This is a genomic window from Kribbella sp. NPDC003505 (assembly GCF_040610875.1).
Taxonomy (GTDB): domain Bacteria; phylum Actinomycetota; class Actinomycetes; order Propionibacteriales; family Kribbellaceae; genus Kribbella.
Genome location: NZ_JBEXNA010000011.1, coordinates 261,092 through 287,953, shown reverse-complemented (window position 1 = coordinate 287,953; position 26,862 = coordinate 261,092). Strand labels below are relative to the sequence as shown.

Below are 26,862 nucleotides of genomic sequence, written 5' to 3'. Positions count from 1 at the left end.
AGCTTCGGCCGGTGGACGATCGCCGGCCCGACCCGAGGAGCAACCAGCGATGGCCAGGACGCCGAGCGGTTCCAGCAAGGACGAGACCGTGGACAAGGCGGCCGACAAGTCGGCGGGCAAGGCGGACCGCACGGTCGCCGAGCTGCCCGACGGGCCGGCCGACGCGACCGGGCTGACCCCGCGCCAGCGCCGCGTGCTGGACGTCATCCGTGATTCGGTGGACAGCCGCGGCTACCCGCCGTCGATGCGCGAGATCGGCGAGCGGGTCGGCCTGACCAGCTCCTCCTCGGTGTCGCACCAGCTCCGGGTCCTCGAGCAGAAGGGCCTGCTCCGCCGCGACCCGAACCGGCCGCGGGCGATCGAGGTCCGCTACCCGGGCGAGGTCGACGCGGCGGCCCGCAAGTCGGCGCTCGGCCCGGTCCGCCAGACGGCGTACGACGAGACCGGCGCCGGTGACGCGCACCCGGACGCGGCGTACGTGCCGGTCGTCGGCCGGATCGCCGCCGGTGGCCCGATCCTCGCCGAGCAGGAGATCGAAGAGGTCTTCCCGTTGCCCAAGGCAATGGTCGGCGAGGGCACGCTGTTCATGCTCCGGGTCAAGGGTGAGTCGATGATCGAGGCCGCGATCTGCGACGGCGACTGGGTCGTCGTCCGTCAGCAGCCGACCGCGGAGAACGGCGATATCGTCGCCGCGATGATCGACGGCGAGGCGACCGTGAAGACGTTCAAGAAGACCAAGACCGAGATCCTGCTGCTACCACACAACCCTGCTTTCGAGCCGATCGACGGCAAGGACGCGATCATTCTCGGAAAGGTCGTAACAGTTCTGCGCCGAGTCTGACATATCGGACGGCGAGCGAAGTCGGGCGTGTCGTGTCAGCATTGAGTCATGACGACTGTCTATGACTTCAGCGCGCGCCGGATCGAAGGCAATGAACAGTCTCTTGCCGATTTCCGCGACCAGGTGCTCCTGGTGGTGAACACGGCGTCGCAGTGCGCCCAGACCCCGCAGTACACGGGTCTGCAGAAGCTTTACCGGACCTACCGCCGGCAGGGCTTCTCGGTGCTCGGTTTCCCCTGCGACCAGTTCGGCCACCAGGAGCCCGGCGACGAGAACGAGATCGCGAACTTCTGCTCGACGATCTACCACGTCACGTTCCCGATGTTCGCCAAGATCGACGTCAACGGGTCCCGCACGATCCCGTTGTACAACTGGCTCAAGCGCGAGCAGGGCGGCCTGCTCGGCGGCCGGATCAAGTGGAACTTCACCAAGTTCCTGGTCGGCCGGGACGGCCAGGTGATCGCGCGCTACGCGCCGACAAACTCGCCGGAGAAGCTGGTCGACAAGATCGAGGCCGCACTCGCGGTTCCGGCCCCCTCGCGGGAAACGAACGACTGAATTCCCGGCATTTTCTGCGACAGTTGAACAGAAAGCGTCTCAGCGCCGCAGAACATTCACCGCATTTCGAACATTTCCGCCCGGGACTGCATGTCGTCGCCGGACCTGAATGCATTCAGTCGCGGCCGACGAGAACCGATTCCGGGTCGATGTCGAGGCGCAGACCGCGCCAGACCGGGTGCCGGAGGCGGCCGTCGCCGCCCCAGCCGGAGAACGTGACCTCGGCCACCAGAACCGGGTCGAGCCAGTGCGCGCGCCGCCGGTCCGTCGTCGGGATGCCGGCCGGGTCGAAGGCCGGCTTGGCGATCTCGAGTCCGGTCAGCTCGGCGCTCAGCATGTCCAGGGTGGCGAAGTCGAGCCCGGAGCCGACCTTGCCGATCAGGACCAGCTCACCGTCGGAGTAGGCGCCGCAGTAGAAGGAGCCGATTCTTCCTTCCCGGTTCCCCTCCCCCGGGTGCCAGCCGCACAGGACGACGTCCCTCGTCTGCACGGGCTTGACCTTGATCCAGTCGGAGCTGCGCCGGCCCGGCAGGTACCGCGACTTGCGGCGCTTCGCCACCACGCCCTCGAGCCCTTGCGCGGCAGACTGGTCCAGCGCCTCGTCGCCGTCGGTCAACGCCGGCGGGACCTCCCAGAACGGGTCGCCGATGTCCAGCGACTCGAGCAGCCCCCGCCGATCGTCGTACGTTGCGTCCAGCAACCACTGGCCGTCGAAGCGGAGCAGGTCGAACAGCCGCACCGAGACCGGCACCTCGGTGATCAGATGCCGGAGCTGGCGTGGATCGCGGACGTGCATGCGCCGCTGCAGCAGGCCGAACGACGGCGCGCCGTTCTCGTCGAGCGTGACGATCTCCCCGTCCAGTACGGCGGGCAGACGCAGGCCCGGCGCGTCCGCGAGACCGATGAGCTCCGGGTACCCGCCGGAGACGTCGTGGCTGTTCCGCGACCACAGCCGGCAGACGCCGTCGTCGACCTCGGCGATGACGCGGATGCCGTCCCACTTCATCTCGTAGGACCAGCCGGCGCCGGACGGCAGCTGTCCGAGCGCCGCCATCATCGGCAGCACCGGCGGACCGGTCACCGGACTCATGACCGGCTCATGACTGGCTCATGTCGTCTGCAGTCGCTTCAGGGCCCCGAGCACCTTCTCACGATCGGCGGTCGGCCACATCGGCGGCAAGGAGGCGCGCAGGAACGCGCCGTACCGCTGGGTGACGATGCGGGGGTCGAGGATCGCGACCACGCCGCGGTCCGAGCTGCGGCGGATCAGCCGGCCGGTGCCCTGCGCGAGCAGCAGCCCGGCGTGCGTCGCGGCCACGGCCATGAACCCGTTGCCGCCCGCCTCGTCGACGGCGCGCTGGCGGGCCGCCATCAGCGGCTCGTCCGGGCGCGGGAACGGGATCCGGTCGATGATCACCAGGTTGCAGGTCGACCCGGGCACGTCGATCCCCTGCCACAGCGACAGCGTGCCGAACAGCGAGGTCTCCGGGTCCTCGACGAACTCGCGCGACAACTCGCCGAGCTGTGCGTCGCCCTGGCAGAGCACCTTGAGGTCGGTCGCCTCGCGCACCGCGGCGGTCGCCGCCTCCGCCGCACGACGCGACGAGAACAGGCCGAGGGTCCGGCCGCCGGCCGCGGTGACCAGGTCGATGATCTCCTCGAACTGCTTCTTGCCCAGCCCGTCGCGGTGCGGCGGCGGGAGGTGTTTGGCGACATACAGGATCGCCTGCTTCTCGTACTCGAACGGGGAGCCGACGTCGAGGCCGCGCCACGGCAACGGACCGGTCTCGGAGGAGTCGTCGAGCTCGGGCATCTCCTCGTCGTCGTCGAGCTTGTCGGCCGGTCGCAGGCCGACCTGGCGGGCGATCGCGTCGAAGTCGCCGCCCAGCGTCAAGGTCGCCGAGGTGAGCACCGCCGTACGGTCGCGGAGGACCAGCTCACGCAGCAGGCCGGCCACGGTGAGCGGGGCGATCCGGAGCTCCCGGCCGAAGCGGTCGCGGTCGATCATCCAGACCACGTCCGCGTCGCTCAGCGCGGCGACCCGCTCGGCGACGTCGAAGATCTCCTTGACCGCACCCTTGGACTGCCGCTTGGCGCCGTCCGGGTCGTCGTCCTTGTCGTCGGACTTCTTGTTCAGGTCGGAGTACATCCCGCGGGCCGCGTCGCGGACCAGGGCGGCGGCCTCCAGGACCGGCCCGTTGGACGCCTCGATGCGGCCTTCGCGGGTGCCGTCGAGCGCGGCGCGGAGCGCGTCGGAGGCGTCGATCAGGTCGTCGGCCTTGTCGTCGTCGACGAACCGGCGGCCGCGCTTGGCGGCGCGCTCGACCATCTGCGGTGAGAGCTCGTCGCCCGCGGCGCCGGTGACGCGAGCAGGCAGCTCGTGCGCCTCGTCGACGATCACGACGTCGTGCTCGGGGAGGACGTTCCGGTTCTCGAAGGCGTCGATCGAGAGCAGCGCGTGGTTCGTGATGATGATGTCGGCCCTGCGGGCCTCTTCCTTCGCCTTCTCCGCGAAGCACTCCTCGCCGTACGGGCATTTCTCGGCGCCGAGGCACTCGCGGGCGGCGATCGAGACCTGCTGCCACGCCTGGTACTGGTGCGAGGGAGCGTGGTCGCGGTCGCCGGCGCCGCCGTCGGCCAGCTGCTGCTCGGCCCAGTCGCGCAGCTCGACGACCTGGCGGCCGACCTCACCCGCCGGCGGCACGTCGACGAGCATGCCGTCGTCGTCCGGCGCGCCCTCGCGGATCCGGTGCAGGCAGGCGTAGTTGTTCCGCCCCTTCTGGATCGCGTACTTCGGGCGGCGCGGCAGGAGCTTCTCGGTCGCGTCGAGCAGAGCGGGCACGTCACGGTCGACGAGCTGCGCCTGCAGTGCGAGAGTCGCCGTGGAGACGACCACGCGACGGTCCTCGATCGCGTGCAGGAGAGCGGGCACCAAGTACCCAAGGGACTTGCCGGTGCCGGTGCCTGCTTGGACGAGAAGATGCGACCCGTCGTGCATCGCGGTGTCCACGGCTTGCGCCATCTCCACCTGCCCCGGCCTGGTCTGACCGGCGATCCCGGACACGGCAGCTTCCAGCAGTTCCCGCACATCTACACCCACCGCCACACCCTAGCCCGGTCGGCAGACAGATTTCCTCGCCGACGGGCTCGGGTGTGGACAACTGGGCGGCTACACGACCGCGCCGCGGTCCGGCTGGGCGTCCCGATCCACCTGCGCGCGCTTCGGACGCGGCGGCGGGGCCGGGTAGCGGCGCTCGAGCTCGAGGAGCAGCGGGGCCGCGGTCAGGTTGGAGGAGTACGTGCCGACCAGGATGCCGAGCAGCAGCGCGAGGGCGAAGTCGGCGAGCGAGTCGCCGCCGAGGAACAGCAGCGCGGCGAGGATGAACAAGGTCGAGATACCGGTGTTGACGGTTCTCGGCAGCACGTTCACGATCGCGGTGTCGATGATCGTGCCGAGGGCGTCGGTGGACCGCGCGCTGCGGGTCTCACGGATCCGGTCGAAGACGACGACCGAGTCGTTCACCGTGTAGCCGATGATGGTCAGAATCGCGGCGAGGAAGATGCCGTCGATCGGTTTCCCGGTCCAGGCGAACACACCGACCACGACCGCGACGTTCTGCAGCAGCGCCAGGACGGCGCCGGCGCCGAAGGTCCAGCGGAACCGCGCCGCGAGATACGCCAGCTGGGCGAGCAGGGCGATGCCGAGCGCGATCAGGCCCTTGTTCCGCAGCTCTTCACCGAGCGACGGGCCGATGCTCTCGTTGCGGATCACCTCGGCGTCGCCGCCGATCCTGGCGAGCGACTCCTTGATCTTCACGGCCTCGTCGTCGCTGATCGTCCCGGTCCGCACGGTGATGTCGTCGGTGCCGGAGGCTTGGACGACGGCGGTCGGGTACCCGGCCTCGGCGACGGCGGCGCGTGCCTGGTCCGGCGTGACGCGTTGCGCCGTACTGACCTCGATCAGGCGGCCGCCGGTGAACTCGATGCCGAGGTTCAGCCCGCGGACGGCGACACCGGCCACGCTCACCACGATCGCGACGGCCGTGATCACGAGCCAGCGGCGGCTGTGCTTCATCAGCGACGGCCGGCGGGACTCCAGCCAGGTGCGCACCCGACCATGCCCGGCGATCCCGCTCAGGCCCGGGTGGCGCAGGACGAAGCCGCGCGCCACGACGAACTCGGCGAGCACGCGGGTCACCACGAGCGCCGACAGCATCGACGCGATCACACCGATCGACAGCGTGACGCCGAAGCCGCGGACCGGGCCGGCGGCCAGGAAGAACAGCAGACCGGCGGCCAGCAGGGTGGTGATGTTCGAGTCGGCGATCGCGGACAACGCGTTCTGGAAACCGCTGCGGAGCGATCTCCGCAGGCCGTCCGTGCGGCCGGCTGTGTAGTCCTCGCGGGCGCGTTCGAAGACCAGGACATTCGCGTCGACCGCCATACCGATGGCCAGGACGAATCCGGCGAGGCCTGGCAGCGTCAGCGTGGCGCCGAGCGCGGTGAGAGCGGCGTACGACATCGCGGCGTACCCGAGCAGGCCGATGACCGCCATCAGGCCGACGAGGCGGTAGACGATGATGATGAACAGCGCCGTCAGGGCGAGGCCGATGATCGCGGCGAGCGCGCTGGCCTGGATCGCGTCCTGGCCGAGCGACGGGCCGACAGTGCGCTGGTCGATCACCTCGACCGGCACCGGCAGGGCGCCGCCGGAGATCAGCGCGGCGAGATCCTTCGCGCTCTCCTCGGTGAACGAGCCGGAGATCGTCGTGGTGCCGCCGGCGATGCCGATCTTGCAGAGCTGGTTGCCGCCGTTCGGGTCGACCTGCGGCGAGCTGATCACCTCGTTGTCGAGCACGATCGCGATCAGGCGTTGCGGCGTACCGACCGGCTGGCAGGCGGCCTTGCCGGTGATGTTCGCCCAGATCTTGCCGCCGTCGCCCTTGAAGTTCATCTCGACGAACCAGCCCTGCGCGACCTGCTGCGGGTCGAGCCGGTGCTCGGCGCCGCTGACCAGCTCGCCCGTCATCGCGGGCTTGGCGAGGCGCAGGAAACCCTGACCGCTCTCGGGCTGCAGGTACGTCTCCCCCACCGCCGGTTTCGCCGGCTTGGCCGCCACCTGGTCCAGGACCTCGTGGAACGTCAGCTGCGCGGTCTTGCCGATCACCTTCGCGGCCTCGCGCGGGTCCTGCACACCTGGTAGCTCGACGATGATCCGCTTGTCGCCCTGGCGGGTCACGTTCGGCTCGCTGACACCGAGCGCGTCGATCCGCCGGTGCAGGACCTGGGTCGCCTTGTCCGTGGTCTCCTTGGTCGCCTTGACCGTCGGCGAATCCTTCGCCTCCAGGACGATCTGCGTCCCGCCGCGCAGGTCGAGACCGAGCTGTGGTTTCGCGGTCAGCGTGACGTACGTCGACGCCGCGAGGACCAGGAACGCGAGAAGTGCGCGGACAAGGGACGACCGGTTCACCGAAGCCTCCGGAGCTGGGCACCCGCTGTGCGAGTGTCGTGACAGAGAGCATCCACGTGGATGTGGAACGCACAGTGTACGGACGCCATTCAACCGGCCGCTACACAATCGCACAAGCGACCGCGTCGCGGGTGCGAACCCCGTTCGCCACGCAGCCGCTAGCTCCGCCACGCTCCCACCCGGGCTGACGCCCGGAGCATTTGCTTCCGGCTGACCCCGGGAGTTGCAGTTCGCCCCGCGGATTTCCGGCTGGCGCCGGTTGTTTCGGCTACCGCCGCGGGGTTGCGGCCACCACCGCGAGTTCCAGCTGACGCCGGGGAACTGCGGCTGAGGCCGCGCGTCTTCCACTGGCGCCAGGCGTCTCGGCTACCGCCGGGCGGTTACGGCTGCCGCCGGGCGGTTGCAGCTGGCGCCGTGTGGTTGCGGCTGGCGCCGAGTGTCTCGGCTGCCGCCGGGCGGTTACGGCTGCCGCCGGGCGGTTACGGCAGGCGCCGAGTGTCTCGGCTGCCGCCAGGCGGTTACGGCTGCCGCCGGGCGGTTACGGCAGGCGCCGAGTGTCTCGGCTGCCGCCAGGCGGTTACGGCAGGCGCCAAGTGTCTCGGCTGCCGCCGGGCGGTTACGGCGGGCGCCGTGTGGTTGCGGTTGGCGCCGCGGGTTCCGGCTGACGCCGGGCTTGTGGGCTGGCGCCGCGTGGTGCTCGCTGGCGCTCGCCTGCGACGCCCGGCTTTCGGAGATCCTGCCTGCGTGACGGGCGATTGTGGCGTGACGCCGCTCCTCGTCGGCCGCGTGCTGGAGTTAGGTCGTCGAGTCGTGGAGATTGGCTGTGAAATCCAACCGATATCCACGACTCGGCTCAGAGCCCGGGAGCCGAACGCCACGACTCGGGGTAGAAGGCCGCGACCAGCCAGACGCCGGCTCGACACGGGATCCGCGTTCGGCACCGCAGGGCTCAGGCCGTCCACCAGCGCCGGTGGGGACGTGGAGGTACACACGCGGTCTGACGCAGCGCTCCGCAGCTGACGGCGATCCAGCCATCTGCTCCGTCCGATCAGTTCCTCGAAGGGTGCGCAGCCTGCGGACGGTCGACCAGGTCGTCGCACACGAGCGCCAGCGGGCAACTCGCGGGCGCCAGCCCGCGCCGGTCCGCGGCACCCCGGATACGGTCGGCGCCAGCCCGCGCCGGTCCGCGGCAGCCGGATACGGTGGGCGCCAGCCCGCGCCGGTCGGCGGCAGCCGGATACGGTCGGCGGCAGGCGCAACTCCCCGACGGCAGCCGGAAGCCGATCTCCAACCGGGCGCGCGCGGTCTCCGCCCGCGACCTCACAGAGTCGCGTCGGAGCAGGATCTCGTCGGTCGCCTGTCTGTGCGCGCGCAGTGCCTCGAGGACGCTCCGGGCGCAAGCCCGGAGATGGGCGGGAGCGGGCCGTCTGAGGAGTGCGGGCCGGGCTACTCGCTGAATCCGTTTTCGATCGCGTACCGGACGAGTTCGGCGCGGTTGTGGAGTTGGAGTTTGCGGAGGGTGTTCTGGACGTGGTTCTCGACGGTGCGGTGGGAGAGGACCAGGCGGGTGGCGATCTGTTTGGCGGTGAGGCCGCGGGCGACCAGGCGGAGTACTTCGGTTTCACGGTCGGTGAGTCGGGGGACCTCGGGGCCGGCGCCGCCCAGGCGGCGGTACTCGCCCAGCAGCAGTCCGGCGAGGCCCGCGCTGAAGATCGCGTCGCCTTCGGCGGTACGGCGTACAGCGTCGTCGAACTCGTCCAGCGACGCGGATTTCACCAGGTAGCCGGATGCGCCGTTCTTCACGGCGGCGAGTACGTCGTCCTGCTCGGCGCTGGCCGACAGCACCAGGACGCGGGTGTCGGGGAGGGCCGTGGTGATCTCGCGGGTCGCGTCCACGCCGGAGCCGTCGCCGAGTTGAAGGTCCATGACGACCACGTCGGGACGGGTCGCCAGCGCGATCTTGACGGCGCCCGTGACGTCCGAGGCGGTCGCGCACACGTCGTACCCGCGACTGCCCAGGTCCCGGGCCACGCCTTCGCGCCACATCGGGTGGTCGTCGACGATCATCACACGCGTCATGCGGTCACCATTTTCAGTTCCCATTCGGTTCCTTCGCCGGGGGCGGTGCGGACGGTGACGGTGCCGCCGAGATCGGTGATGCGGCCGCGGATCGACTGGCTCACGCCGAGGTGCCCGTCCGCGTGGGCCTGCTCGAGGCGGGCGGGCGTCGTACCGATCCCGTCGTCGCGCACCGACACCACAACCTCCTCGCCGAGGTCCTCGACCACGACCCAGGACCGGGCCTGCGGGCCGGCGTGTTTCACCACGTTGCTCAACGCTTCTTTGACCGCGGCAACCAGTTCGGCGGCGGCCGGTGCGGGCAGCAGCACCGGTGCGGCCGGTACGACGACATCGACCCGGGTGGTGGCCAGCGGCAACAGGAGCCCGCACAGATCAACGCGATCCCCCTCGGCGACGGCCGGTCGTGTCGACATCAAGGTGCGGAGGGCAACTTCCTGTTCGGCGGCCAGCCGGGCCAGCTCGGTCGCCTCGCCGCCGATCGCCGTACCGCGCCGCTGTACCTGGGCGAGGACCTGCAGTACGCCGTCGTGGATCGAGCGACTGAGCCGCAGCCGTTCGGCGGTCGCGCTCTCCACGGCGATCGCCTCGCGCAGTCGCCGTCCCGCCTGCCGCAGGGTCGACGCGGCGTACCCGACAACCAGACCGGCCACCAGCAGCAGCTGAACATTGCTCAGGATCTTCGACGCGTGCTCGACACCGCGCAGCGAGAGCAGTGCCAGGCTGATCGTCGCCGCGCCGAGCAGGCCGCCGTCGCGTCCGCGGGAGATCGCCAGCGCGAGGACCGGCCCGGCGGCCCAGACCGACGTGAGCACGGAGGCGCCGGCGCGGATGTCGAGCAACGGTTGCGCCCACAACGTCGCGTACATGCAGCCGACCGTCACCACGAGATCCGCGAACGCGAGCCGGGTGTTGCGCCGGCCCCAGCGGCGGCTGTAGCCGTACGACGAGATCAGCGTCCAGGCGCCCATCACGGCCAGCTGGAGCACCGCGCCGTACGGGTGCACGATGCCGTCCCAGCGGGTCCAGACGCCGAAACAGGCGAACCCCCAGGTGAGGATGCGGAACACGACCAACGCTCGCCACAGCGGCTGCAGCAGGTCGACCGTCTCGCGTTCCACGCGCACAGTCTGCCAAGGCAAAGGGCTGGGAAGCGTGAGCGTTTCTACTCAGGCATGCAGGATTCCCCCCTGATTCACAGGTTTTTCTCAGGATCCACTTCAGCTGGGCGGATTTTCCCCGTACTGTCGCGCGCACACGCTCGGGGGAGCTACGAACACACTGCGTCATCACCAACGGAGGGGAATCGTGCGCAAGTTACCCGCCGGGCTGTTCAGCCTGGCCTTGGCGGCGACGACCGGGCTCGGCATCGCCGCGGCCTCGTCCGGGAACGCCGCCACACCGTCCACGCAGGGTTCGGCGCCCGCCGCCAGTGAGCCCGCACCGGTATCCGACGAGCTGCCCAGCCCGCTCGAGGACAAGCGTCGCGAGCTGCGGCAGGAGGCGCTCACCAAGGTCATCAACGGCCAGGCCACGCCTGAGCAGCGCAACGGCAGCACGGTCGTCAAGCTCGGCACCAAGGCTGCCGGCGCCAAGGGCGTCAAGAACGCGACGGGCAGGGTCGACCAGTACGTCGAGCTGTCCCGCGAGAAGACCGACAAGATCTTCGTCGTGCTCGCCGAGTTCGGCAACGAGCGGCACCCGAATTACCCGGACAAGGACCAGAACGCGAACATCCCCGGCCCGGCGACCTTCGAGGGCCCGCTGCACAACGCGATCCCGGCCCCGGACCGCTCGGTCGACAACTCGACCGTGTGGCAGGCGGACTACAACCGCCAGCACTACCAGGACATGTACTTCGGCGACGGCAACTCGGTGAAGAAGTACTACGAGAAGCAGTCCTCCGGCCGGTATTCGGTCGACGGTGAGGTCACCGAGTGGGTCAAGGTCAAGTACAACGAGGCCCGCTACGGCCGGTCGAACGGCTACCCGTGCGGGGGTAACGTCTGCAGCAACACCTGGGCACTGATCCAGGACGCGGTGAACCAGTGGGTCGTCGACCAGAAGGCGGCCGGCCGGACCACGGCGCAGATCGCGGCGGACCTGAAGTCGTTCGACCAGTGGGACCGCTACGACTTCGACGGTGACGGCAACTTCAACGAGCCCGACGGCTACATCGACCACTTCCAGATCGTGCACTCCGGCGGCGACCAGGCCGACGGCGACCCGCAGCAGGGTGAGGACGCGATCTGGTCGCACCGGTGGGCGGTGCAGGTGCCCGGCGGCCCGAGCAACAACCCGTCCGGCGGCGCCCAGATCGGCGACACCGGCATGTACGTGTTCGACTACACGATCCAGCCGGAGAACGGCGGCATCAGCGTCTTCGCGCACGAGTACGGTCACGACCTCGGTCTGCCGGACCACTACGACACCTCGGGCGCCGCGGTGGAGAACGGCGTCAACTGGTGGACGATCATGGCCCAGAGCCGGGTCGGCAAGCCGAGCGACGGCGGCATCGGCGAGCAGGCGGCCGACTTCGGCGCCTGGGACAAGCTGCAGCTCGGCTGGCTCGATTACGAGATCGTGGCGGCCGGTCAGAACCGGACCGTCGAGCTCGGCCCGCACGAGTACAACTCGACGAAGGCCCAGGGCCTGGTGGTGACGCTGCCGAAGAAGGAGGTCACACACCAGCTCGTCCAGCCCGCGACCGGGACCAAGTCCTGGTGGAGCGGCCAGGGCAACCAGTTCACGCACACGATGAGCCGCCAGGTGACGCTGCCGGCGGGTCAGCCCGCGAGCCTCACGTTCCAGGCGAACTGGGACATCGAGGACTGCGGCCCCGACGCGTGTGACTACGCCTACGTCGACGTGAACGACGGAACCGGCGCGAAGCCGATCAAGGGCAGCATCACCAAGGACGCCGAGGGCAACGGTATCGACGGCAAGAGCGCCGGTTGGGTGCCCGCGACGTTCGACCTGTCCGCGTACGCCGGCAAGACGATCACCCTGCAGTTCCGCTACGCCACCGACCCGGCGGCCGGCGGCATCGGGTTCTTCGCCGACGACATCAAGGTGACGTCAGGCTCCACCACGGTCGTCGACTCCGGTGCGGAGACCTCTCCCGAGGGCTGGACGCTGAACGGGTTCAGCTCGGTCGGCGCCTCGTACACGAGCCTGCACGACAACTACTACCTGGCGTCCAACATCAACTACGTCGCCTACGACAAGCACCTGCAGACCGGGCCGTACAACTTCGGCTGGGCGAGCACGCTCGGCGACAAGGTGGAGCACTTCCCGTACCAGGACGGCCTGCTGGTCTGGTACTGGGACACCTCGCAGGAGGACAACAACACCAACGAGCACCCCGGCGAGGGCCTGGTCCTGCCGATCGACTCGCACCCGACGCCGATCAACCGGATCGACGGTCAGCTCTGGCGTCCGCGGGTCGCCGGGTACGACGCTCCGTTCGGCCTGGAGAAGGCGGACTCGTTCACCCTGCACATCAACGGGCAGGCGAGCTACATCCGCGGCCAGAACGCCGTACCGACCTTCAACGACAGCAAGTCGTACTGGACCGCGGACCAGCCGACGAGCAGCGTGAAGATCCCCAACAACGGCGTCAACATCAAGGTCCTGTCGAAGACCGGCACCTCGATGACGGTCCAGGTGACCAAGCGCAAGTGACCGCATGACAACAGCCCCCGAAGTCACTGACTTCGGGGGCTGTTGCTTTGCTCAGACAGCCGCGTACGGCGTGAGGTCGCCGGCCAGGGCGGGATGGACCCTGGCGGTGATGCGGGTGCCGTCCGCGGTGTGCTCGAGGTGTTCGACCGAGCCTTCGGAGTGGATCCGGGAGACCAGGTCGCCGCGGTCGTACGGGAGCAGGACGTCGAGGGCGATGTGCGGCTGCGGCAGCGCGCCCTCGATCAGCTCGCGGAGCTTGTCGATGCCCTCGCCGGTGCGCGCGGACACGACGATCGCGTTCGGTTCCCGGTGCAGGATCGGGGCCAGCGCCAGCGGGTCGGCGGCGTCGGCCTTGTTGATCACCACGATCTCCGGCACGTCGGTCGCGTTGATCTCGGCCAGTACCTCGCGGACCGCCTGGATCTGCGCGATCGGGTCCGGGTGCGAACCGTCGACCACGTGCAGCAGCAGGTCCGCGTCGGTGACCTCCTCCAGCGTCGACCGGAACGCCTCGACGATGTCGTGCGGCAGGTGCCGGACGAACCCGACCGTGTCGGTCAGCGTGTACACGCGGCCGTCCGCGGTCGTCGTCCGGCGGGTCGTCGGGTCCAGGGTCGCGAACAGCGCGTCCTCGACCAGCACGCCCGCGCCGGTGATCTGGTTCAGCAGCGAGGACTTGCCGGCGTTGGTGTACCCCGCGATCGCCACCGAGGGAACCAGGTTCCGGCGGCGCTCCTGGCGCATCGTCGACCGGGTGCTCTTCATTTCCTTGAGCGTCCGGCGGAGCTTCGCGATCTTGGTGTTGATCCGGCGCCGGTCGGTCTCGATCTTGGTCTCACCGGGACCACGGCCGCCGATACCGCCACCGGCAGCACCGACGCGGCCACCGGCCTGGCGGGACAGGTTTCCACCCCAGCCACGCAGGCGCTGCTTCATGTACTGCAGCTGGGCCAGCTCGACCTGGGCCTTGCCTTCCTTGCTCTTCGCGTGCTGCGCGAAGATGTCCAGGATCAGCGCGGTCCGGTCGACGACCTTGACCTTGAGCTTGTCCTCCAGGTTGCGCAGCTGCGCGGGCGCCAGCTCGCCGTCGGCGATCACGGTGTCCGCGCCGAGCGACGCGACCAGGTTGCGCAGGTCGGCCACCTTGCCGGAGCCGATGAAGGTCGCCGGGTCGGGCTTCTTGCGGCGCTGGATCACGCCGTCGAGCACCTCGGAGCCGGCCGTCTCGGCGAGCAGCTTCAGCTCGGCCAGCGAGTTGTCCGCGTCCTCGGCGCTGCCCTCGGTCCAGACGCCGACCAGCAGCACCCGCTCCAGCAGCAGCTTGCGGTACTCGACCTCGCTGATATCGGTCAGCTCGGTCGACATACCGACCACGCGGCGCAACGCCTGGCGTTCCTCGAGCTCGAGGCCCTCGGTGGTCAGATCCTGGTCATACTCGTCGTGACCCGTCAACGAAGCGCCGGAGTCATCGCCCTCGATGAGGTCGGTTTCGACGTCGGTGGTCTCGTATGCCTGTGAATGGGTCGTCATATACCTTCCATGGTGGCACGGGCTCCTAAGTACAGGCGACCCGTTTACCAGGAGTCAACGCCCCACGCAGGAATCAGATTCCCAACCAGGCCCGATCGAACTCCCCGCGCGCGTGCAGCACTGCCGGCCCGGTCAGTTCCAGATGATTGTCGGCACGCCACGTGACCGACACTTCACCGCCTGGTACGCCGACGCGGTACGTCACCGGCAACTCGTCGCGCGCCGCCCGCGCGGCCGCCACCGTGACGGCACAGGTACCTGTCCCGCAGGACCGGGTCTCCCCGGCGCCCCGCTCGTGCACCCGCATCTGGACGTCGTGCGCGCCCCGGCGTACGACGAACTCCACGTTCACACCCTCCGGAAACGCCTCGGCCGGAGACCAGCCGGGCTGATCGCAGAGGTTGCCGGGCTCGTGGAGGCTGTCGACGAACGCGACGGCGTGCGGATTGCCCATGTCCACGGCCACAGCGGGCCACTGGTGACCGTTGGCCTCGACCACGATTCCGGCCGCGGCGGGGATCGTCGGTTCGCCCATGTCCGCGGTCAGCGTGCCGTCGTCGTTCTGCCGGACCTCCTTGACGCCCGCGCGGGTGCCGACCCGGACCGGTTTGCCGTCGATCAGGCCCGCCTCGGCCAGGTACTTCACGAACACCCGGACACCGTTCCCGCACATCTCCGCGATCGAACCGTCCGCGTTGCGGTAGTCCATGAACCAGTCGCCGCCGTCCGCGACGTACGACTGCTGGTCGCCCCGGATCACCCGCAGCACCCCGTCCGCGCCGAGCCCCGCGTGCCGGTCGCACAGGAACCGCACCACGGCCGCGTCCAGCTCGCCGTGCACGGAACCGTCCGGGTCGGGCAGGATCACGAAGTCGTTCTCCGTGCCGTGCCCCTTCAGCCAAGGAAACGTGCTCATGCGGACAGCGTACGGTGTCGTCCGTGCAGCTGATCGCATACTTCTGGGAGCGGGACGACGCCGTCGTGGTCGCCGACGAACTGGGCAGTGAGGTCGGCCGTGGGCGCTTCCACGGCGAGGACGACGACGAGGATCACCCGTGGGTCGTCGTGCTGGGGGACGTGGACCGGACCACGCTGGATGCGTTGCTGGCTGAGCACGACGGGTGGCTCGACACCGAGACGGACGAGGCGTCGTCAGCTCCTCCCCCGCTGCCGGAGGGCCCGAAGCGGTTCAAAGGTCGGCAGCTCGACGGGTAGAGCACCGGCGAGACGGTGTACGCGCGGACACGATCACGCTCAGGTGCACTATGTAGGCGCTTTGTACGTACTGTTCAGCTGCCGACAACCCGCCCGGCACGGCGACCGGTGGGTGTGCCGTTGGTGAAGGCCGACTGGCCCGCGATGAGGACGTGCCGTACGCCGACGGACAGCTGCCAGGGATCGTCGTACGTCGACTTGTCGGCGACCTGTGCCGCGTCGAGGACCACCAGGTCGGCGACAGCGCCGGGTCGGATCAGGCCGCGGTCGGACCAGCCGAGACGGGAGGCCGGGAGCGACGTCATCCTGCGGATCGCCTCAGGAAGCGTGAGGACACCCCGGTCGCGGGCGTAGTGGCCGAGCACGCGCGGGAAGGTGCCGAAGTTGCGGGGATGCGGGTGGCCCGGGCCGGTCGCGTCCATGATCCACCCGTCGCTGGCCACCGCGGTCCGTGGATGTCCGAGGACCGTCGTCACGTCGTCCTCGCTCATCGCATGGTTCACGACACTGACGGCGGCCTGGTGCGACTCGAGGATGCGGAGCACGATCTCGGCGGCGTCCACCCCGTCGCGCCGGGCGATCTCGGCCAGGCTCAGGCCGCGGCAGTCCGCGTAGCGCCCGGGTGGAAGGGATGCGATCACGACGGTGTCGGGTGAGAGCAGGACGTCGGCCCGCAGAGCGTCCGCGATCCGTGCTCGTACGGCGGGATCGGCGAGCCTGGCGAGCAGTGCGGGGCGACGAGCGCGGCCCCGCGCGGCTGCCGGAGGCGTCTCGTCGGCGAGCGCCCAGGCCGGCAGTCTGGTGGTCAGCGTCGTGCTCGTCGCCGTGTAGGGGTAGGCATCCCAGCCCAGGTCGACATCGTCGACCCGATCCAGCAGTTCGAGAGCCGCGGCGACCAAACCGTAGTTGGCCTTGCCGACGGCTTTCAGGTGCGAGATCTCCAGCCGTGCGCCGCCCGCTCGCGCGGCCGCGATCGCCTCGTCCAGTGCGGCCGGCAGGCCGGCGCCTTCGTTGCGGATGTGGGTCGAGTACAGCAGACCGCACTCGGCGGCGGTGCCGACGAGCGCGGCGACCTCTTCCGGTGATGCGTAGGTGCCTGGCGCGTAGATCAGGCCGGTGGAGAAGCCGACCGCCCCCTGGTCGGCGGCTGCTCGCAGGAGGTCCTGCATCGTCCGAAGCTCGGACGGCGACGGCGGTCGCTGCGCGCTGCCCATCACGGCGATCCGCAGCGTGCAGTGGCCGACCTGCAGGGCAAGGTTCACGGCCGGTTCCAGTGTCGCCGCGAAGCCGGCGAGGTCGTGCCACGACCAGTCGTGCCGGGGATCGAGGAACGCTGTGCCCGCCCGCAGGGCCTCGAGGTCGGTGATCGGGAACGGGGACCAGCCGCAGTTCCCGGCGACGAGAGTGGTGACGCCCTGGGTGAGCTGCGACGCTGCCGCCGGACTCGCGCCGAGACTGAAATCCGCGTGCGAGTGCAGGTCGACGAACCCCGGTGCCACAATGTTGCCTGTGGCATCGATGACCTCTGCGTCGGACACCGGCTCGCCGGGTGGCAGCACCGCGCTGATGCGCTCCCCCTCGACGAGCACCGTGCCGGGCCTGAGCTCGGCGCCGGTGCCGTCCGCGACCAGGCCGCCGGTCAGCGCCACGCGCATCGAATCACTCCTGTTCTGGTCCGAGGGACAGCTCCGCGACCGTACTGGCGGCGATCAGTTCGCGGTCGACGGCATGTCCGAGACCGGGCGCCTCGGGCACCCGGACGACGCCCCGGACCGCGGTCACGGCGGGTACGACGACATCCCGGGCGTAGTACTTCTCCGAGGCGGACACATCCGATGGGAGGGTGAACCCGGGGAGACCGGAGAGCGCGACGTTCGCCAGCCGGCCGATCCCGAACTCGTGCATGCCGCCGCACCAGACCGGGATCCCGGCGTCCCGCGCCCGGTCGTGCGCTTCACGCGCTGGGGTCAGCCCGCCCATCCGGGACACCTTGATGTTGAGGACCTGCAGCGCTCCTAGCGCGAGCGCGGTCTCCAGGTCGTCGACGGTCTCCACGCTCTCGTCGAGGCAGACCGGCGTACTGATCGCGCGCTGCAGCTCGGCGTGCGTGAGCAGGTCCCGCGGTGCGAAGGGCTGCTCGATCATCGTCAACCGATATTGGTCGAGCTTGCGCAGCCGCGGTAGGTCGTCCGCCGTGTAGATGCCGTTCGCGTCCACGTGCAGGTCCAGCTCGGGGTACGCCGTACGCACCGCCCGAACCGGCTCCACGTCCCAGCCGTGGGCGATCTTGAGCTTGATCCTGGGATACCCGGCCTCGACCTGCTGCTGCACCTGGGTCAGCAGCTCGTCGATCGTCGGCTCGATGCCCAGCGAGACGCCGGCGACGACCTCGGTCCGTGCTCCGCCCAGCGCCGTGGCGAGTGGCAACTGACGGGTCTCCGCCCACAGGACCCAGGCGGCGGTGTCCACGCCGGCCTTGGCGAACTGGTTGCCGCGGACCTTCGACCACAGACCGGCCAGGTCGTCAGGGTGTGACCACGGACGATCCAGGACGGCGGGCAGCAGGTACTTGGACGCGATGTGCCAGCAGGACTCGACGGTTTCCGGCGCGTAGTACGGGTCGGAGGAGGACGCGACCTCGCCCCAGCCGATCGCGCCGGACGCGTCCTCCAGCTCGACCAGGATGTGGTCGAGGAACGCCTTGCGGTGCGAGCTGGTCCGGAACTCGTGCACCAGCGGCATCCGGACCCGATGCAGCCGGGCGGCGACGATCTTCAGGTCAGTTGACATACAACCCCAGCTCCGTGTTCAACCGGTCGCGCTCCACCAGCCGCCGGCGCGCGCCCTTCGCGCTCGCCGTGGTCAGGGTCGCGAGGACATGCAGCACCGACGCGACGACGGTCGGCGAGTCGACGTACGACGCGCTACCGGTCGCGACGTAGATGCACTGGTCGGCGAGCTTCGCCAGCGGCGCGTCCTCGAAGTCGGTGACCGCGACGAGTTCACCGCCGGCCTCGACGAACCGGCGGGCGATCTCGACGGTGTCACGGCGGTACCGGCGGAACGAGAACGCCACCATCAGGTCGTTGGCCCGGACGTCGGCCAGCACGTCGACACCGCGCACCACGGTGCCGTCGATCAGCGTCACCTGGGAGAGCCCGACGCCGAGGTCGAACGCCAGCAACGACGCGTACGAGAACGACTTCGCCGAGCCGATGATGAAGCGCCGGCGGGCGGCGACGATCCGGGCCGCGGCCTGGGCGATCGACTCGTCGGTGAGGATCTGGTCCAGGGCCTCGTCGATCGAAGCGCGCTCCTGCTCGACGACGCGGCGCTGCAGCATCGTGGACGAGCGGCGCTGCAGCCGGGCGTCGTACCGCTCGTGAGGGCTGGCGAGTTCGCGGTTCAGCGGGTCGTCAGGCATCGTCGGCCGGTCCGAAGTAGTAGGCGCCGGTGCCGTCCGCGAGCCGGCGGCACGAAACGGCGATGAGCCCCTTCGCCAGTAGTTCCTCGAAGGACCGCCGCAGCTCGCCCGCATCGGCCGGCACGACCAGCTCGGTCAAGCCGGCCGGTACGGCGGGCTGCTCCCGCGTCAGGTCCCACTCGACGATCACGCGGTCGGTGCCCGGACCGTACATGTCGGGGGCGAACCAGCGGCCGCGGGCGCCGAGCACGTCGAGGTTGAAGTGCGCATTGCGGATCTGCGCCGGGTCGTAGGTCCAGCGCATCCGCGACATACCGTGGCTGAGGGCAACTTCGCGCTGGGCGTGCTTGAGCATCCGGCCGAGGCCGTGCCCTTGCTGGTCGGAGGCGACGACGGCCGACTGCGAGTAGTGGTAGAAACCGCGCCGGTCGGTGCCGCAGAAGCCGTACGCGAACGCGACCAGCAAGTCGTTCTCGTCGAGGATGCCGACCACCGAGCCGCCGTTGCTCGCCAGCGCGCCGAGCAGCCGCGGGTTCAGCCCGTACGCCGGGTCGAGGTAGCCGAAGACCTCACGGTACAGCGTCGAGGCCTCGGCGAACCTCGCCGCCGTGGTGAGCGAGACCGCGCGAAAGCTCACCTCAGAGATACGATTCATATTTTGATCCTAGCCCCGCTCGCTCGACGCTGGTCAATCGCCGATCGGATGATGATACGTTGACTATCCATGAGCATCGAGCGACTCAGGGAGTACGTCGCCGCGGAGACCCCGACCGGTGACGCAACCGCGCTGAACGCGTTCGCCGACCGGCTGGCGGCGCGCTACGCGGAGCTCGGCGGGACCGTCCGCCGGATACCCACGCCGACCGGCGACCATCTGGTGGCCGACTTCCCCGGGCGCGCCGGCGAGGCGCCGCTGCTCTTCCTGGCGCACCACGACACCGTCTGGCCGATCGGGCAGCTGACCGACGCGATGCCGTGGCGCGAGGCGGACGGGATCATCCACGGCCCCGGCGTGTTCGACATGAAGGGCGGCCTCGTCGTTCTCGAGACCGCGCTGGAGCAGGTCGCCGACCGCGACCACCGGCCGCTGCGGGTCGTGGTCGTCGCGGACGAGGAGATCGGTTCCCCGTCGGCCCGGGAACTGGTGACGGCCGAGGCGGTCGGCGTGTACGCCGCTTTCGGCTTCGAGCCGCCGCATCCGAACGGCGACCTGAAGACGTCCCGCTGGGGCAGCACGCGGGTCCGCATCGAGGTCACCGGCCGCGAAGCGCATGCCGCGCTCGACCCGGCCGGCGGGGTGTCCGCGATCGACGAGCTCGTCGACCAACTGGTCGCCGTCCGGCGGATCGTCGCCGCTCACGACCAGGTGCTGTGCAATGTCGGCACGATCGCGGGCGGCGGCCGCACGAACGTCGTACCGGGCTCGGCGGCGGCCGACATCGGGTTCCGTTTCGTCGATCCATCGACGGAGGAGTCGGTGCTGGCCGCCGTCACCGCATTGCGGCCGGTACGGGACGCTCAGCTGACGGTGCGGGTGATGTCGAACCGGCCGGCCTGGCAACCGTCACCCGCGACCGACGAGCTGCTGGCGAAGGTGGCCGCGGCCGGACGGGCCGTCGGCCAGGAGGTCGGCGGTGCGGCCGCGTCCGGCGCGGCCGACACCAACCTGACCGGATGGTTGGGGATCCCAACGCTGGACGGCCTGGGCCCGCTCGGCAAGGGGGCCCACGCCGTCCACGAACAGATCGTCGCGGCGACCCTGGCCGAGCGCGCCGGCCTGGTCGCCGCGATCATCACCGCACTCTGACGGGCCAGGCCGTTCCGGCCGCTCCCCCACCGCGCCGAGCCGGTTCCGCGGCCGCGAGGATCGCGCCGCCCGGCAGGAACTCCAGCGCCGCGACCGCTCCGATCTCGGAGGCCGAGCTTCCCGGTGCACCGGCAGGCGTGAACGTGTGACCGTACGGCGCGAGCGCCGCGCCGTACCGGTCGATGAACGCCTGCTCCGCGGTCACCGAGGCGGTGTTGCGCTGCGATGCCCGCGGCGCCGCGATCGCCTCCGGCAGCGTCATGCCGCGGTCGAGCCGGTTCGTCAGCGTCTGCAGGACGGTCGTGATGATCGTCGAGCCGCCCGGCGAGCCCAGCGCGATGTACGGCCGCCCGCCGCGCAGCACGATCGTCGGCGACATCGACGACCGCGGCCGCTTCCCGGCCTCGACCCGGTTCGGGTCTGCCGGGTCCGGTACGGCGGAGAAGTCGGTGAGCTCGTTGTTCAGCAGGAAGCCGCGCCCGGGCACGGTGATGCCGCTGCCGCCGGTCTGCTCGATCGTCAACGTGTACGACACCACATTGCCCCACTTGTCGGCCGCAACCATGTGCGTCGTCGACCGTCCCTCGGTGTCCGGACGCTCATCGACCGCGGCGCCCTTCGCGCAGTGCGAGTACTGGCCGTCCGGCGAACCCGCCTTGACCGGCTTGGTCGCCGCGTGCTCCGGGTCGATCAGGCAGGACCGCTCGGCCCCGAACCCCTTCGACAGCAGCTCCTTCAGCGGTACGTCGACGTACGCCGGGTCGCCGACGTACGCGCCGCGATCCGCGAAGGCCAGAGCGGACGCCTCGAGATAGGTGTGCAGCGCCTGCGTCGTCGACTGCTGCCGCAAGTGCTGCGGTTGCAGGATGTTCAACGCCTCACCGACCGTGCTGCCGCCCGAGGACGACGGCGGCATGCCGTAGACGTCCAGACCGTCGTACCTGACCTTGGTCGACGCACGGTCGATCGTCTTGTACGCCGCGAGGTCACTGGTCTGCAGGTATCCCGGGAAGAACGGCAGCGTGGCGTTCGGGGTCTTCGGCGGGTTCTTGGCGACAGCGGCCATCTCACCGGCCAGCGCTCCGCTGTAGAACGCCGACGGTCCCTGCTGACCGATCAGCTTGTAGGTGGCCGCGAGCTCGGGGTTCTTGAACAGTGCGCCGACCTGCGGCGCGTCACCGTTCGGCAGGAACAGCTTGGCGGTCGGCACGACCTGCGCGAAGCGGTCCTTGTTCTCCAGTGTCTGCAGGCGGAACGTCGGGTCCACCACGAAACCGCGGTCGGCCAGGTCGGCGGCCGGCTTCAGTGCCTTGCCGAGCGACAGCGAACCCCACTGCTTCAGGGCCCGGTCCCAGGTCGCGAGCGTTCCCGGTACGCCGATCGAGACGCCCGACGTCACGAGCTGCGCGAACGGATACGCCTGGCCCGTCGCGGGATTGACGAACGCGTTCGACGGCATCGTCGCGGGCGCGGTCTCCCGGCCGTCGATCGTGGACACCTTGTGGGACTTGGCGTTGTAGTACACGAAGTACCCGCCGCCGCCGATGCCGGCCGAGTACGGCTCGGTGACGCCGAGCGCGGCGGCGGTGGCGACGGCCGCGTCGACGGCGTTACCACCGCGACGCAGGACGTCGAGACCGATGTTCGTCGCGTCGGGGTCGACGGAGGATACCGCGCCCCCGTACCCGATCGAGGTCGGCTGCCTGGGTGGGGCCTGCGCCCCGGCGGTGGTCGGTGTTGCGGTGAAGGCAGTCAGGATCAGAGTGCCTGCGGACAGGGTTGCGACCAGCTTCTTCACGAACTTCCCCCACACGGACTCGGGGACAGGGACAAGCCCTGCCTATCCCACCTGCGGGTCGTGCGCCAGTCGTGGCGCGCCCAGACAGGCCTAGTTCACGGCGCAGGAGTTCATGAAGCGGCGCAGCACGTCGTCCGGCCACTCGACCGTGCCGGCCGGGAGCTCGACCAGCAGCCACTGGTCGGCGAGCTTCACCTGGCCGCTCAGCCGACCGCCGAGAGTACCGATGTGGAAGGTCTTGCCGCTCGCGTCGGTCACCCGGACCTGCGACAGGCTGCGGGCCTGCGGCGCGGTCTGCAGGATCACCTTGGCGGCAGCGTCCGCGGTCCGCAGCGTCGGCTGGGACAGCACCACCTGGTCGGCCGCGATCGGGGTCTCGGCGCTCCAGCCCTTCGGCGCCAGCGAGCAGGTGATCGTGCTCCAGGGCTGTTTGTTCGCCACCAGTTCGACGACGGACGCGCCGAACATCGACACCGGCTCGCTGCTCTGCGGCGTCACCGGCGGTGCCGTCGAGGGACTCGCGGCCGACGTCTCCGGCTCGACGGTGCCGGCGGTGCCGCCGGCTACCTCGTTGCCGCCGCCCCACCACTTCACCTGGTTGCCGATCGCGAGCACGAGGGCCGACGCCGCGGCGACGCACAGCACTCCGGTGACCCGGCGCCGGCGCTTGATCCTGCGCAGCGCGAGCCGGCCACGGCTGACGTCCGCGTCGATGTCCGCGTCCGGCAGCCCTTCGGCGGCACGGTCCGCGAACCCCTCCAGTAACTTCTTGACCTCGTCCACTGTGCTCTCAGCTACTCCCCGTCTCTTCCGTCATCAGTTCCTTGAGGCGCTTCAGCGCCTTGGCCGTCTGGCTCTTCACCGTGCCCTCGGTGCACTCCAGGATCCGCGCGCAGCTCGCGACGTCGAGATCCTGGAAGTACCGCAGGACCAGGACTGCCCGCTGCCGCGGCGCGAGGTCCAGCAACGCGCCCCGGACGGCGAGGGTGTCCGCCTGGTCCGGTACGTCGGTCAGTCGCGGCTCGACCGCCTCCGCGGTCACCACCTCCGGGTGGCGGCCGGCGCGGCGGCGCTCGTCCAGGAAGGCGTTGACCAGGATGCGGTGCGCATACGGGCCCGCGCCTTCGTGCTTGATCCGGTGCCAGTGCACGTACACCCGGGTGCAGGCGGTCTGGACCAGATCTTCGGCGGTGTGCACATCCCCCGCGGTGAGCAGCAACGCCGTACGCATCAGCCTCGTGCGGTCCGCGAGCAGGTACTCACGGAACTCGGCCTCACGGTCACCCCCTCGCATCGACGGCCCCAGTGTCGTTGCCCGGGCCTGTTGTCACCTCGACTACGCCGGGGACGGCTTCGCGGTTGCCTTGGGCCACATCGGTTCTACTGAGCACTTCGAGTGCCTTCTCCACCAGGTCGTCGGCGTCGTACGGGAGCCAGGTGATGCGTTGGTCCTTACGGAACCACGAGTCCTGCCGGCGCGCGAACCGGCGGGTCGCCTGGGCGGTCCGCTCGCGGGCCTGCGCTTCGTCGATCTCACCGTTCAGCAACGCGATCACCTGCGAATACCCGAGGGCGCGGTTGGCAGTCTTGCCTTCAATCAAACCCTTGTTCAGCAGACCTCGCACCTCGGCCACGAATCCGGCGTCGAACATCCGGTCCACCCGGCGGCCGATCCGCTCGTCGAGAACCGGCCGCGGGACGTCGAGACCGAGCTGGATCGCGCCCGGGTAGACGTAGCGGTGCTCGGGCAGCGTGGCGACGTACGGGCCCTGGGTGATCTCGATGACCTCCAGCGCGCGGACGATCCGGCGGCCGTTGCTGGGCAGGATCTGGTCGGCGGCCTTCGGGTCCCGTCGGCGCAGCTCCGCGTGCAGGGCGCCGGAGCCGTGGGCCTCGAGCTCGGCCTCGAGGCGGGCGCGAACCACCGGGTCGGTGCCGGGGAAGACGAAGTCGTCGAGGATCGCGCGGACGTAGAGCGCCGAGCCGCCGGCCAGTACCGGGACCTTCGAGCGCGCGACGCAGTCGTCGATCGCCTGCCGGGCGAGCGCCTGGAACTCGGCCACGGTCGCCGTCTCGGTCACGTCGAGGATGTCCAGCAGGTGGTGCGGTACGCCGGCGCGCTCCGCGGTGCCGATCTTCGCCGTACCGATGTCCATCCCGCGGTACACCTGCATGGCGTCCGCGTTCACCACCTCGCCACCCAGGCGTTGCGACAGCGCGACGGCAAGGTCGGATTTCCCGGCCGCGGTGGGGCCGACGACCGCGACGACGAGGGGAGCAGACATCGCTCCAGTCTGGCAGCACCGTGATGAAGAGTTCGCCAAGAGGTCCGGACCGGCCTTGTGGATGACCCGGAAAGTTCGGTAGGAACGCTGCAGTTCGCAACATTTCTACGGGAGGAACGAAGTGACGAATCCGTTCGAGGAAGAGTCGGACGCGGCCAAGGACGCGCTCGGCCTGGGGGACGAGGCGGACAACGTGTCCGCGGCCAAGCGCAGTGGTGGTGACGTCGAGTTCAGCGCCGGCGATGTCGAGCCCGGTGGCGACTCCGGCGGCGACGTGGAGTCCGGCGGGGACGTGGAGTCGGGCGGCGACGTCGAATCCGGCGGTGGCACGACGGACAGCGGCGGCGACGTCGAGTAGGAGCCTGTCCGGCATCGATTTGGGTACGGCGCTCACGGAGATCCCACAGTTCCGGCGTTCGGGGTGCGAAGATCGCGCTAGCTGTCTGTAAGCACTCAACTACGCAGGAATGGGAGCCCCGAGATGGGCATCTTCGACAAGTTCAAGGGCAAGGCCGAGGACCTGAAGGACAAGGCCACCGACTTGGTCGACAGCCACGGCGACAAGGTCGGTGAAGGTCTGGACAAGGCCGGTGACTTCGTCGACGAGAAGACGGGCGGCAAGTACGGCGACAAGATCGACACGGGCGTCGACAAGGCCAAGGAAGGGTTGGACAACCTGGACGGCCAGAACGACGACATCCCCGATCGGCAGAACCCCGCCTGACGCACACCCACGAAGGGTCGCAAGCACCCCGCTTGCGGCCCTTCGTCACGTTTAGGGTTTGCGCATGAGTGTTCGGCTCACGGTGCTCGGGTCCGCGACGCCGTACCCAGCGCCGGACAACCCGTGTTCCGGATACCTGGTGACGGCAGGTGGTACGCGGATCTGGATGGATGCGGGCAGCGGGACGCTTGGCGCGCTGCAGGAGCACGCGCGGCTCGACGAGCTCGACGCGATCTGGATCTCGCATCTCCATGCGGATCACTGCGCCGATCTGCTGACGGCGTACTACGGGGCGCTGTACGCCGACATCACCTTGCGTGCGCCGATTCCGCTGTACGGCCCGCCGGGGATCGCCGATCGGCTCGCGGGCTTCCTCACCAACGGTCCGACGCGGAGCCCGATCGAGTCCGCGTTCGAGATCATCGAACTGTACGACGGACAGGTTGCAGCCGTCGGCTCAGTCCGGCTCACCAGCCGCGCGGTCGAGCACGGCATGCCCGCGTACGCCGTACGTGTCGAGGCCGGCGGACGTTCACTTGTGTACTCCGGTGACAGTGCGCCCTGCGACAACTTGACCGCGTTGGCGAGCGACTGCGACGTACTGCTGTGCGAGGCGGACACCGCGACCGAGGACCCGGCGCACCACACCCCTGAACAAGCCGGCGACACGGCGGCAGCGGCACAGGCCAGGCGCCTGATCCTCACGCATATCGGTCGCTCGCTGACGCCATCGGTCGCAGTTGCGCGCGCCTCCGAGAGGTTTTCGGGGCCGATCGACCAAGCCTCGCCCGGAACGACGTACACCGTCTGAGGATCCCGGACGGGGATCGTCCGGAACGCCTCGTACGCTCGGCTCATGGGCGAGCTAGTGGTACGGGCGTTGGCGCCTGAGACCTGGGACGGGTTCGCGGCGCTCGCGGAACGGCACAACGGGGTGTGGGGCGGGTGCTGGTGCACGTATTTCCACACGATGCACGACGAGAAGACGTTCGACGCCGAGAGCAACAGGGACCTCAAGCACCGCCTGGTCCTGGAGGGGCGGGCACATGCGGCGCTCGTGTTCGACGGCGAGCGGGCGGTCGGATGGCTCGAGTACGGGACGCCGGCCGAGCTGCCGAACATCTACCACCGCAAGGAGTACGAGGCCGGGCTGGAGCTGCTGCCGGACTACCGCCTCACCTGCTTCTTCACCGACCGCAACTACCGCCGCCAAGGCGTCTCGTCCGTCGCCCTCCAAGGGGCCCTGGCCCTGATAGGCGAGTCCGGCGGCGGCCTCGTCGAGGCCTACCCCCAGGACACCGCAGGCAAGAAGATCACCGCCTCTTTCCTCTACAACGGCACCCGCACCCTCTTCGAAAAAGCCGGCTTCACCTACGAACGCCCCAAAGGCAAGAACCACTGCGTGATGTCCAAGACCGTCGCCCCCAGCCCGTGACCGCCGCGGAGT

The 26,862-nt window shown here is 69.7% G+C and carries 24 protein-coding genes; 9 read left to right on the top strand and 15 right to left on the bottom strand.

Going from position 1 to position 26,862, the window contains the following annotated elements:
- Positions 1 to 49: 49 nt before the first annotated feature.
- Both lexA and ABZX12_RS32830 read left to right on the top strand, forming a co-directional pair.
- Positions 50 to 841, top strand: coding sequence for a transcriptional repressor LexA (gene lexA, locus ABZX12_RS32835; RefSeq protein WP_355699330.1), 792 nt, complete (start codon positions 50 to 52; stop codon positions 839 to 841).
- Positions 842 to 889: 48 nt separating this feature from the next.
- Entirely contained in the window at positions 890 to 1,399 is a 510-nt protein-coding gene (locus ABZX12_RS32830) for a glutathione peroxidase (RefSeq protein WP_355699329.1), read from the top strand.
- Between the two features lie 115 nt (positions 1,400 to 1,514).
- Here ABZX12_RS32830 and ligD read toward each other — a convergent pair whose 3' ends face one another.
- From ligD to ABZX12_RS32805, 5 genes are all read right to left on the bottom strand, one after another.
- Complete coding sequence (gene ligD, locus ABZX12_RS32825; protein WP_355699328.1) at positions 1,515 to 2,489, bottom strand: non-homologous end-joining DNA ligase; 975 nt, start codon at positions 2,487 to 2,489, stop codon at positions 1,515 to 1,517.
- 18 nt (positions 2,490 to 2,507) lie between these two features.
- Positions 2,508 to 4,505, bottom strand: a complete 1,998-nt coding sequence (locus ABZX12_RS32820) for an ATP-dependent DNA helicase (protein ID WP_355699327.1) — start codon at positions 4,503 to 4,505, stop codon at positions 2,508 to 2,510.
- A 63-nt stretch (positions 4,506 to 4,568) separates the two neighbouring features.
- Positions 4,569 to 6,869 (bottom strand): protein translocase subunit SecD, encoded by a 2,301-nt coding sequence (gene secD, locus ABZX12_RS32815; RefSeq protein WP_355699326.1) that lies wholly within the window; start codon positions 6,867 to 6,869, stop codon positions 4,569 to 4,571.
- A gap of 1,446 nt (positions 6,870 to 8,315) precedes the next feature.
- Positions 8,316 to 8,948, bottom strand: coding sequence for a response regulator transcription factor (locus tag ABZX12_RS32810; protein ID WP_355699325.1), 633 nt, complete (start codon positions 8,946 to 8,948; stop codon positions 8,316 to 8,318).
- Positions 8,945 to 10,069 (bottom strand): DUF5931 domain-containing protein, encoded by a 1,125-nt coding sequence (locus ABZX12_RS32805; protein WP_355699324.1) that lies wholly within the window; start codon positions 10,067 to 10,069, stop codon positions 8,945 to 8,947. The genes ABZX12_RS32810 and ABZX12_RS32805 overlap by 4 nt, the downstream gene beginning before the upstream one ends.
- A 187-nt stretch (positions 10,070 to 10,256) precedes the next feature.
- On the opposite strand from ABZX12_RS32805, the gene ABZX12_RS32800 reads away from it, so the two are divergent.
- Positions 10,257 to 12,632, top strand: a complete 2,376-nt coding sequence (locus tag ABZX12_RS32800) for an immune inhibitor A domain-containing protein (RefSeq protein WP_355699323.1) — start codon at positions 10,257 to 10,259, stop codon at positions 12,630 to 12,632.
- Between the two features lie 51 nt (positions 12,633 to 12,683).
- On the opposite strand, the gene hflX is transcribed toward ABZX12_RS32800, so the two are convergent.
- Together hflX and dapF are read right to left on the bottom strand one after the other, a co-directional pair.
- The gene (gene hflX / locus ABZX12_RS32795) at positions 12,684 to 14,162 is read right to left on the bottom strand and encodes a GTPase HflX (protein WP_355699322.1); all 1,479 of its coding nucleotides are present in this window, start codon (positions 14,160 to 14,162) and stop codon (positions 12,684 to 12,686) included.
- Between the two features lie 73 nt (positions 14,163 to 14,235).
- Positions 14,236 to 15,078 (bottom strand): diaminopimelate epimerase, encoded by an 843-nt coding sequence (dapF, locus tag ABZX12_RS32790; protein WP_355699321.1) that lies wholly within the window; start codon positions 15,076 to 15,078, stop codon positions 14,236 to 14,238.
- 23 nt (positions 15,079 to 15,101) lie between these two features.
- Between dapF and ABZX12_RS32785 the strand changes: the two genes are divergently transcribed.
- Positions 15,102 to 15,377 carry a hypothetical protein gene (locus ABZX12_RS32785; RefSeq protein ID WP_355699320.1) on the top strand — a complete coding sequence of 92 codons (276 nt, stop codon included), beginning with the start codon at positions 15,102 to 15,104 and terminating at the stop codon, positions 15,375 to 15,377.
- 74 nt (positions 15,378 to 15,451) lie between these two features.
- Here ABZX12_RS32785 and ABZX12_RS32780 read toward each other — a convergent pair whose 3' ends face one another.
- Genes ABZX12_RS32780 through ABZX12_RS32765 form a run of 4 tightly spaced genes read right to left on the bottom strand, consistent with a single transcriptional unit; the run spans position 15,452 to position 19,456 of the window.
- Positions 15,452 to 17,032 (bottom strand): amidohydrolase family protein, encoded by a 1,581-nt coding sequence (locus ABZX12_RS32780; protein ID WP_355699319.1) that lies wholly within the window; start codon positions 17,030 to 17,032, stop codon positions 15,452 to 15,454.
- Positions 17,033 to 17,036: 4 nt separating this feature from the next.
- Complete coding sequence (menC, locus tag ABZX12_RS32775) at positions 17,037 to 18,167, bottom strand: o-succinylbenzoate synthase (RefSeq protein ID WP_355699318.1); 1,131 nt, start codon at positions 18,165 to 18,167, stop codon at positions 17,037 to 17,039.
- Positions 18,157 to 18,801 carry an SIS domain-containing protein gene (locus ABZX12_RS32770; protein WP_355699317.1) on the bottom strand — a complete coding sequence of 215 codons (645 nt, stop codon included), beginning with the start codon at positions 18,799 to 18,801 and terminating at the stop codon, positions 18,157 to 18,159. The genes menC and ABZX12_RS32770 overlap by 11 nt, the downstream gene beginning before the upstream one ends.
- Entirely contained in the window at positions 18,794 to 19,456 is a 663-nt protein-coding gene (locus ABZX12_RS32765) for a hypothetical protein (protein ID WP_355699316.1), read from the bottom strand. Before ABZX12_RS32765 ends, ABZX12_RS32770 begins: the two co-directional genes overlap by 8 nt.
- Positions 19,457 to 19,525: 69 nt before the next feature.
- On the opposite strand from ABZX12_RS32765, the gene ABZX12_RS32760 reads away from it, so the two are divergent.
- On the top strand, positions 19,526 to 20,608 hold the full coding sequence (locus ABZX12_RS32760) for a M20/M25/M40 family metallo-hydrolase (protein ID WP_355699315.1): 1,083 nt from the start codon (positions 19,526 to 19,528) through the stop codon (positions 20,606 to 20,608).
- On the opposite strand, the gene ggt is transcribed toward ABZX12_RS32760, so the two are convergent.
- The 4 genes from ggt to miaA form a co-directional block, all read right to left on the bottom strand.
- Entirely contained in the window at positions 20,595 to 22,406 is a 1,812-nt protein-coding gene (gene ggt / locus ABZX12_RS32755) for a gamma-glutamyltransferase (RefSeq protein WP_355699314.1), read from the bottom strand. The two genes, ABZX12_RS32760 and ggt, sit on opposite strands and share 14 nt — an antisense overlap.
- A gap of 90 nt (positions 22,407 to 22,496) precedes the next feature.
- Positions 22,497 to 23,189 carry a hypothetical protein gene (locus ABZX12_RS32750; protein WP_355699313.1) on the bottom strand — a complete coding sequence of 231 codons (693 nt, stop codon included), beginning with the start codon at positions 23,187 to 23,189 and terminating at the stop codon, positions 22,497 to 22,499.
- Positions 23,190 to 23,196: 7 nt separating this feature from the next.
- Positions 23,197 to 23,700: a SigE family RNA polymerase sigma factor gene (locus tag ABZX12_RS32745; protein ID WP_355699312.1), complete on the bottom strand. Its 504-nt coding sequence runs from the start codon at positions 23,698 to 23,700 to the stop codon at positions 23,197 to 23,199.
- Positions 23,687 to 24,691 carry a tRNA (adenosine(37)-N6)-dimethylallyltransferase MiaA gene (miaA, locus tag ABZX12_RS32740; RefSeq protein WP_355699311.1) on the bottom strand — a complete coding sequence of 335 codons (1,005 nt, stop codon included), beginning with the start codon at positions 24,689 to 24,691 and terminating at the stop codon, positions 23,687 to 23,689. The genes ABZX12_RS32745 and miaA overlap by 14 nt, the downstream gene beginning before the upstream one ends.
- A gap of 121 nt (positions 24,692 to 24,812) precedes the next feature.
- On the opposite strand from miaA, the gene ABZX12_RS32735 reads away from it, so the two are divergent.
- The 4 genes from ABZX12_RS32735 to ABZX12_RS32720 all read left to right on the top strand — a co-directional run bounded on the left by ABZX12_RS32735 (position 24,813) and on the right by ABZX12_RS32720 (position 26,850).
- Positions 24,813 to 25,049, top strand: a complete 237-nt coding sequence (locus tag ABZX12_RS32735) for a hypothetical protein (protein WP_355699310.1) — start codon at positions 24,813 to 24,815, stop codon at positions 25,047 to 25,049.
- 123 nt (positions 25,050 to 25,172) lie between these two features.
- Positions 25,173 to 25,415: an antitoxin gene (locus ABZX12_RS32730; protein WP_355483677.1), complete on the top strand. Its 243-nt coding sequence runs from the start codon at positions 25,173 to 25,175 to the stop codon at positions 25,413 to 25,415.
- Between the two features lie 64 nt (positions 25,416 to 25,479).
- Positions 25,480 to 26,226 (top strand): MBL fold metallo-hydrolase, encoded by a 747-nt coding sequence (locus ABZX12_RS32725; RefSeq protein ID WP_355699309.1) that lies wholly within the window; start codon positions 25,480 to 25,482, stop codon positions 26,224 to 26,226.
- 45 nt (positions 26,227 to 26,271) lie between these two features.
- Entirely contained in the window at positions 26,272 to 26,850 is a 579-nt protein-coding gene (locus ABZX12_RS32720) for a GNAT family N-acetyltransferase (RefSeq protein ID WP_355699308.1), read from the top strand.
- The last annotated feature ends 12 nt before the right edge of the window (positions 26,851 to 26,862 follow it).

Coding starts and splice junctions, on each gene's coding strand:
- ABZX12_RS32725 (WP_355699309.1), top strand. CDS start 25,480: ATGAGTGTTCGGCTCACGGTGCTCGGGTCCGCGACGCCGTACCCAGCG.
- ligD (WP_355699328.1), bottom strand. CDS start 2,489: ATGAGTCCGGTGACCGGTCCGCCGGTGCTGCCGATGATGGCGGCGCTC.
- ABZX12_RS32760 (WP_355699315.1), top strand. CDS start 19,526: ATGAGCATCGAGCGACTCAGGGAGTACGTCGCCGCGGAGACCCCGACC.
- ABZX12_RS32810 (WP_355699325.1), bottom strand. CDS start 8,948: ATGACGCGTGTGATGATCGTCGACGACCACCCGATGTGGCGCGAAGGC.
- ABZX12_RS32730 (WP_355483677.1), top strand. CDS start 25,173: ATGGGCATCTTCGACAAGTTCAAGGGCAAGGCCGAGGACCTGAAGGAC.
- ABZX12_RS32770 (WP_355699317.1), bottom strand. CDS start 18,801: ATGCCTGACGACCCGCTGAACCGCGAACTCGCCAGCCCTCACGAGCGG.
- ABZX12_RS32745 (WP_355699312.1), bottom strand. CDS start 23,700: ATGCGAGGGGGTGACCGTGAGGCCGAGTTCCGTGAGTACCTGCTCGCG.
- menC (WP_355699318.1), bottom strand. CDS start 18,167: ATGTCAACTGACCTGAAGATCGTCGCCGCCCGGCTGCATCGGGTCCGG.
- ABZX12_RS32830 (WP_355699329.1), top strand. CDS start 890: ATGACGACTGTCTATGACTTCAGCGCGCGCCGGATCGAAGGCAATGAA.
- miaA (WP_355699311.1), bottom strand. CDS start 24,691: ATGTCTGCTCCCCTCGTCGTCGCGGTCGTCGGCCCCACCGCGGCCGGG.
- ABZX12_RS32720 (WP_355699308.1), top strand. CDS start 26,272: ATGGGCGAGCTAGTGGTACGGGCGTTGGCGCCTGAGACCTGGGACGGG.
- hflX (WP_355699322.1), bottom strand. CDS start 14,162: ATGACGACCCATTCACAGGCATACGAGACCACCGACGTCGAAACCGAC.
- lexA (WP_355699330.1), top strand. CDS start 50: ATGGCCAGGACGCCGAGCGGTTCCAGCAAGGACGAGACCGTGGACAAG.
- ABZX12_RS32765 (WP_355699316.1), bottom strand. CDS start 19,456: ATGAATCGTATCTCTGAGGTGAGCTTTCGCGCGGTCTCGCTCACCACG.
- dapF (WP_355699321.1), bottom strand. CDS start 15,078: ATGAGCACGTTTCCTTGGCTGAAGGGGCACGGCACGGAGAACGACTTC.
- ABZX12_RS32780 (WP_355699319.1), bottom strand. CDS start 17,032: ATGCGCGTGGCGCTGACCGGCGGCCTGGTCGCGGACGGCACCGGCGCC.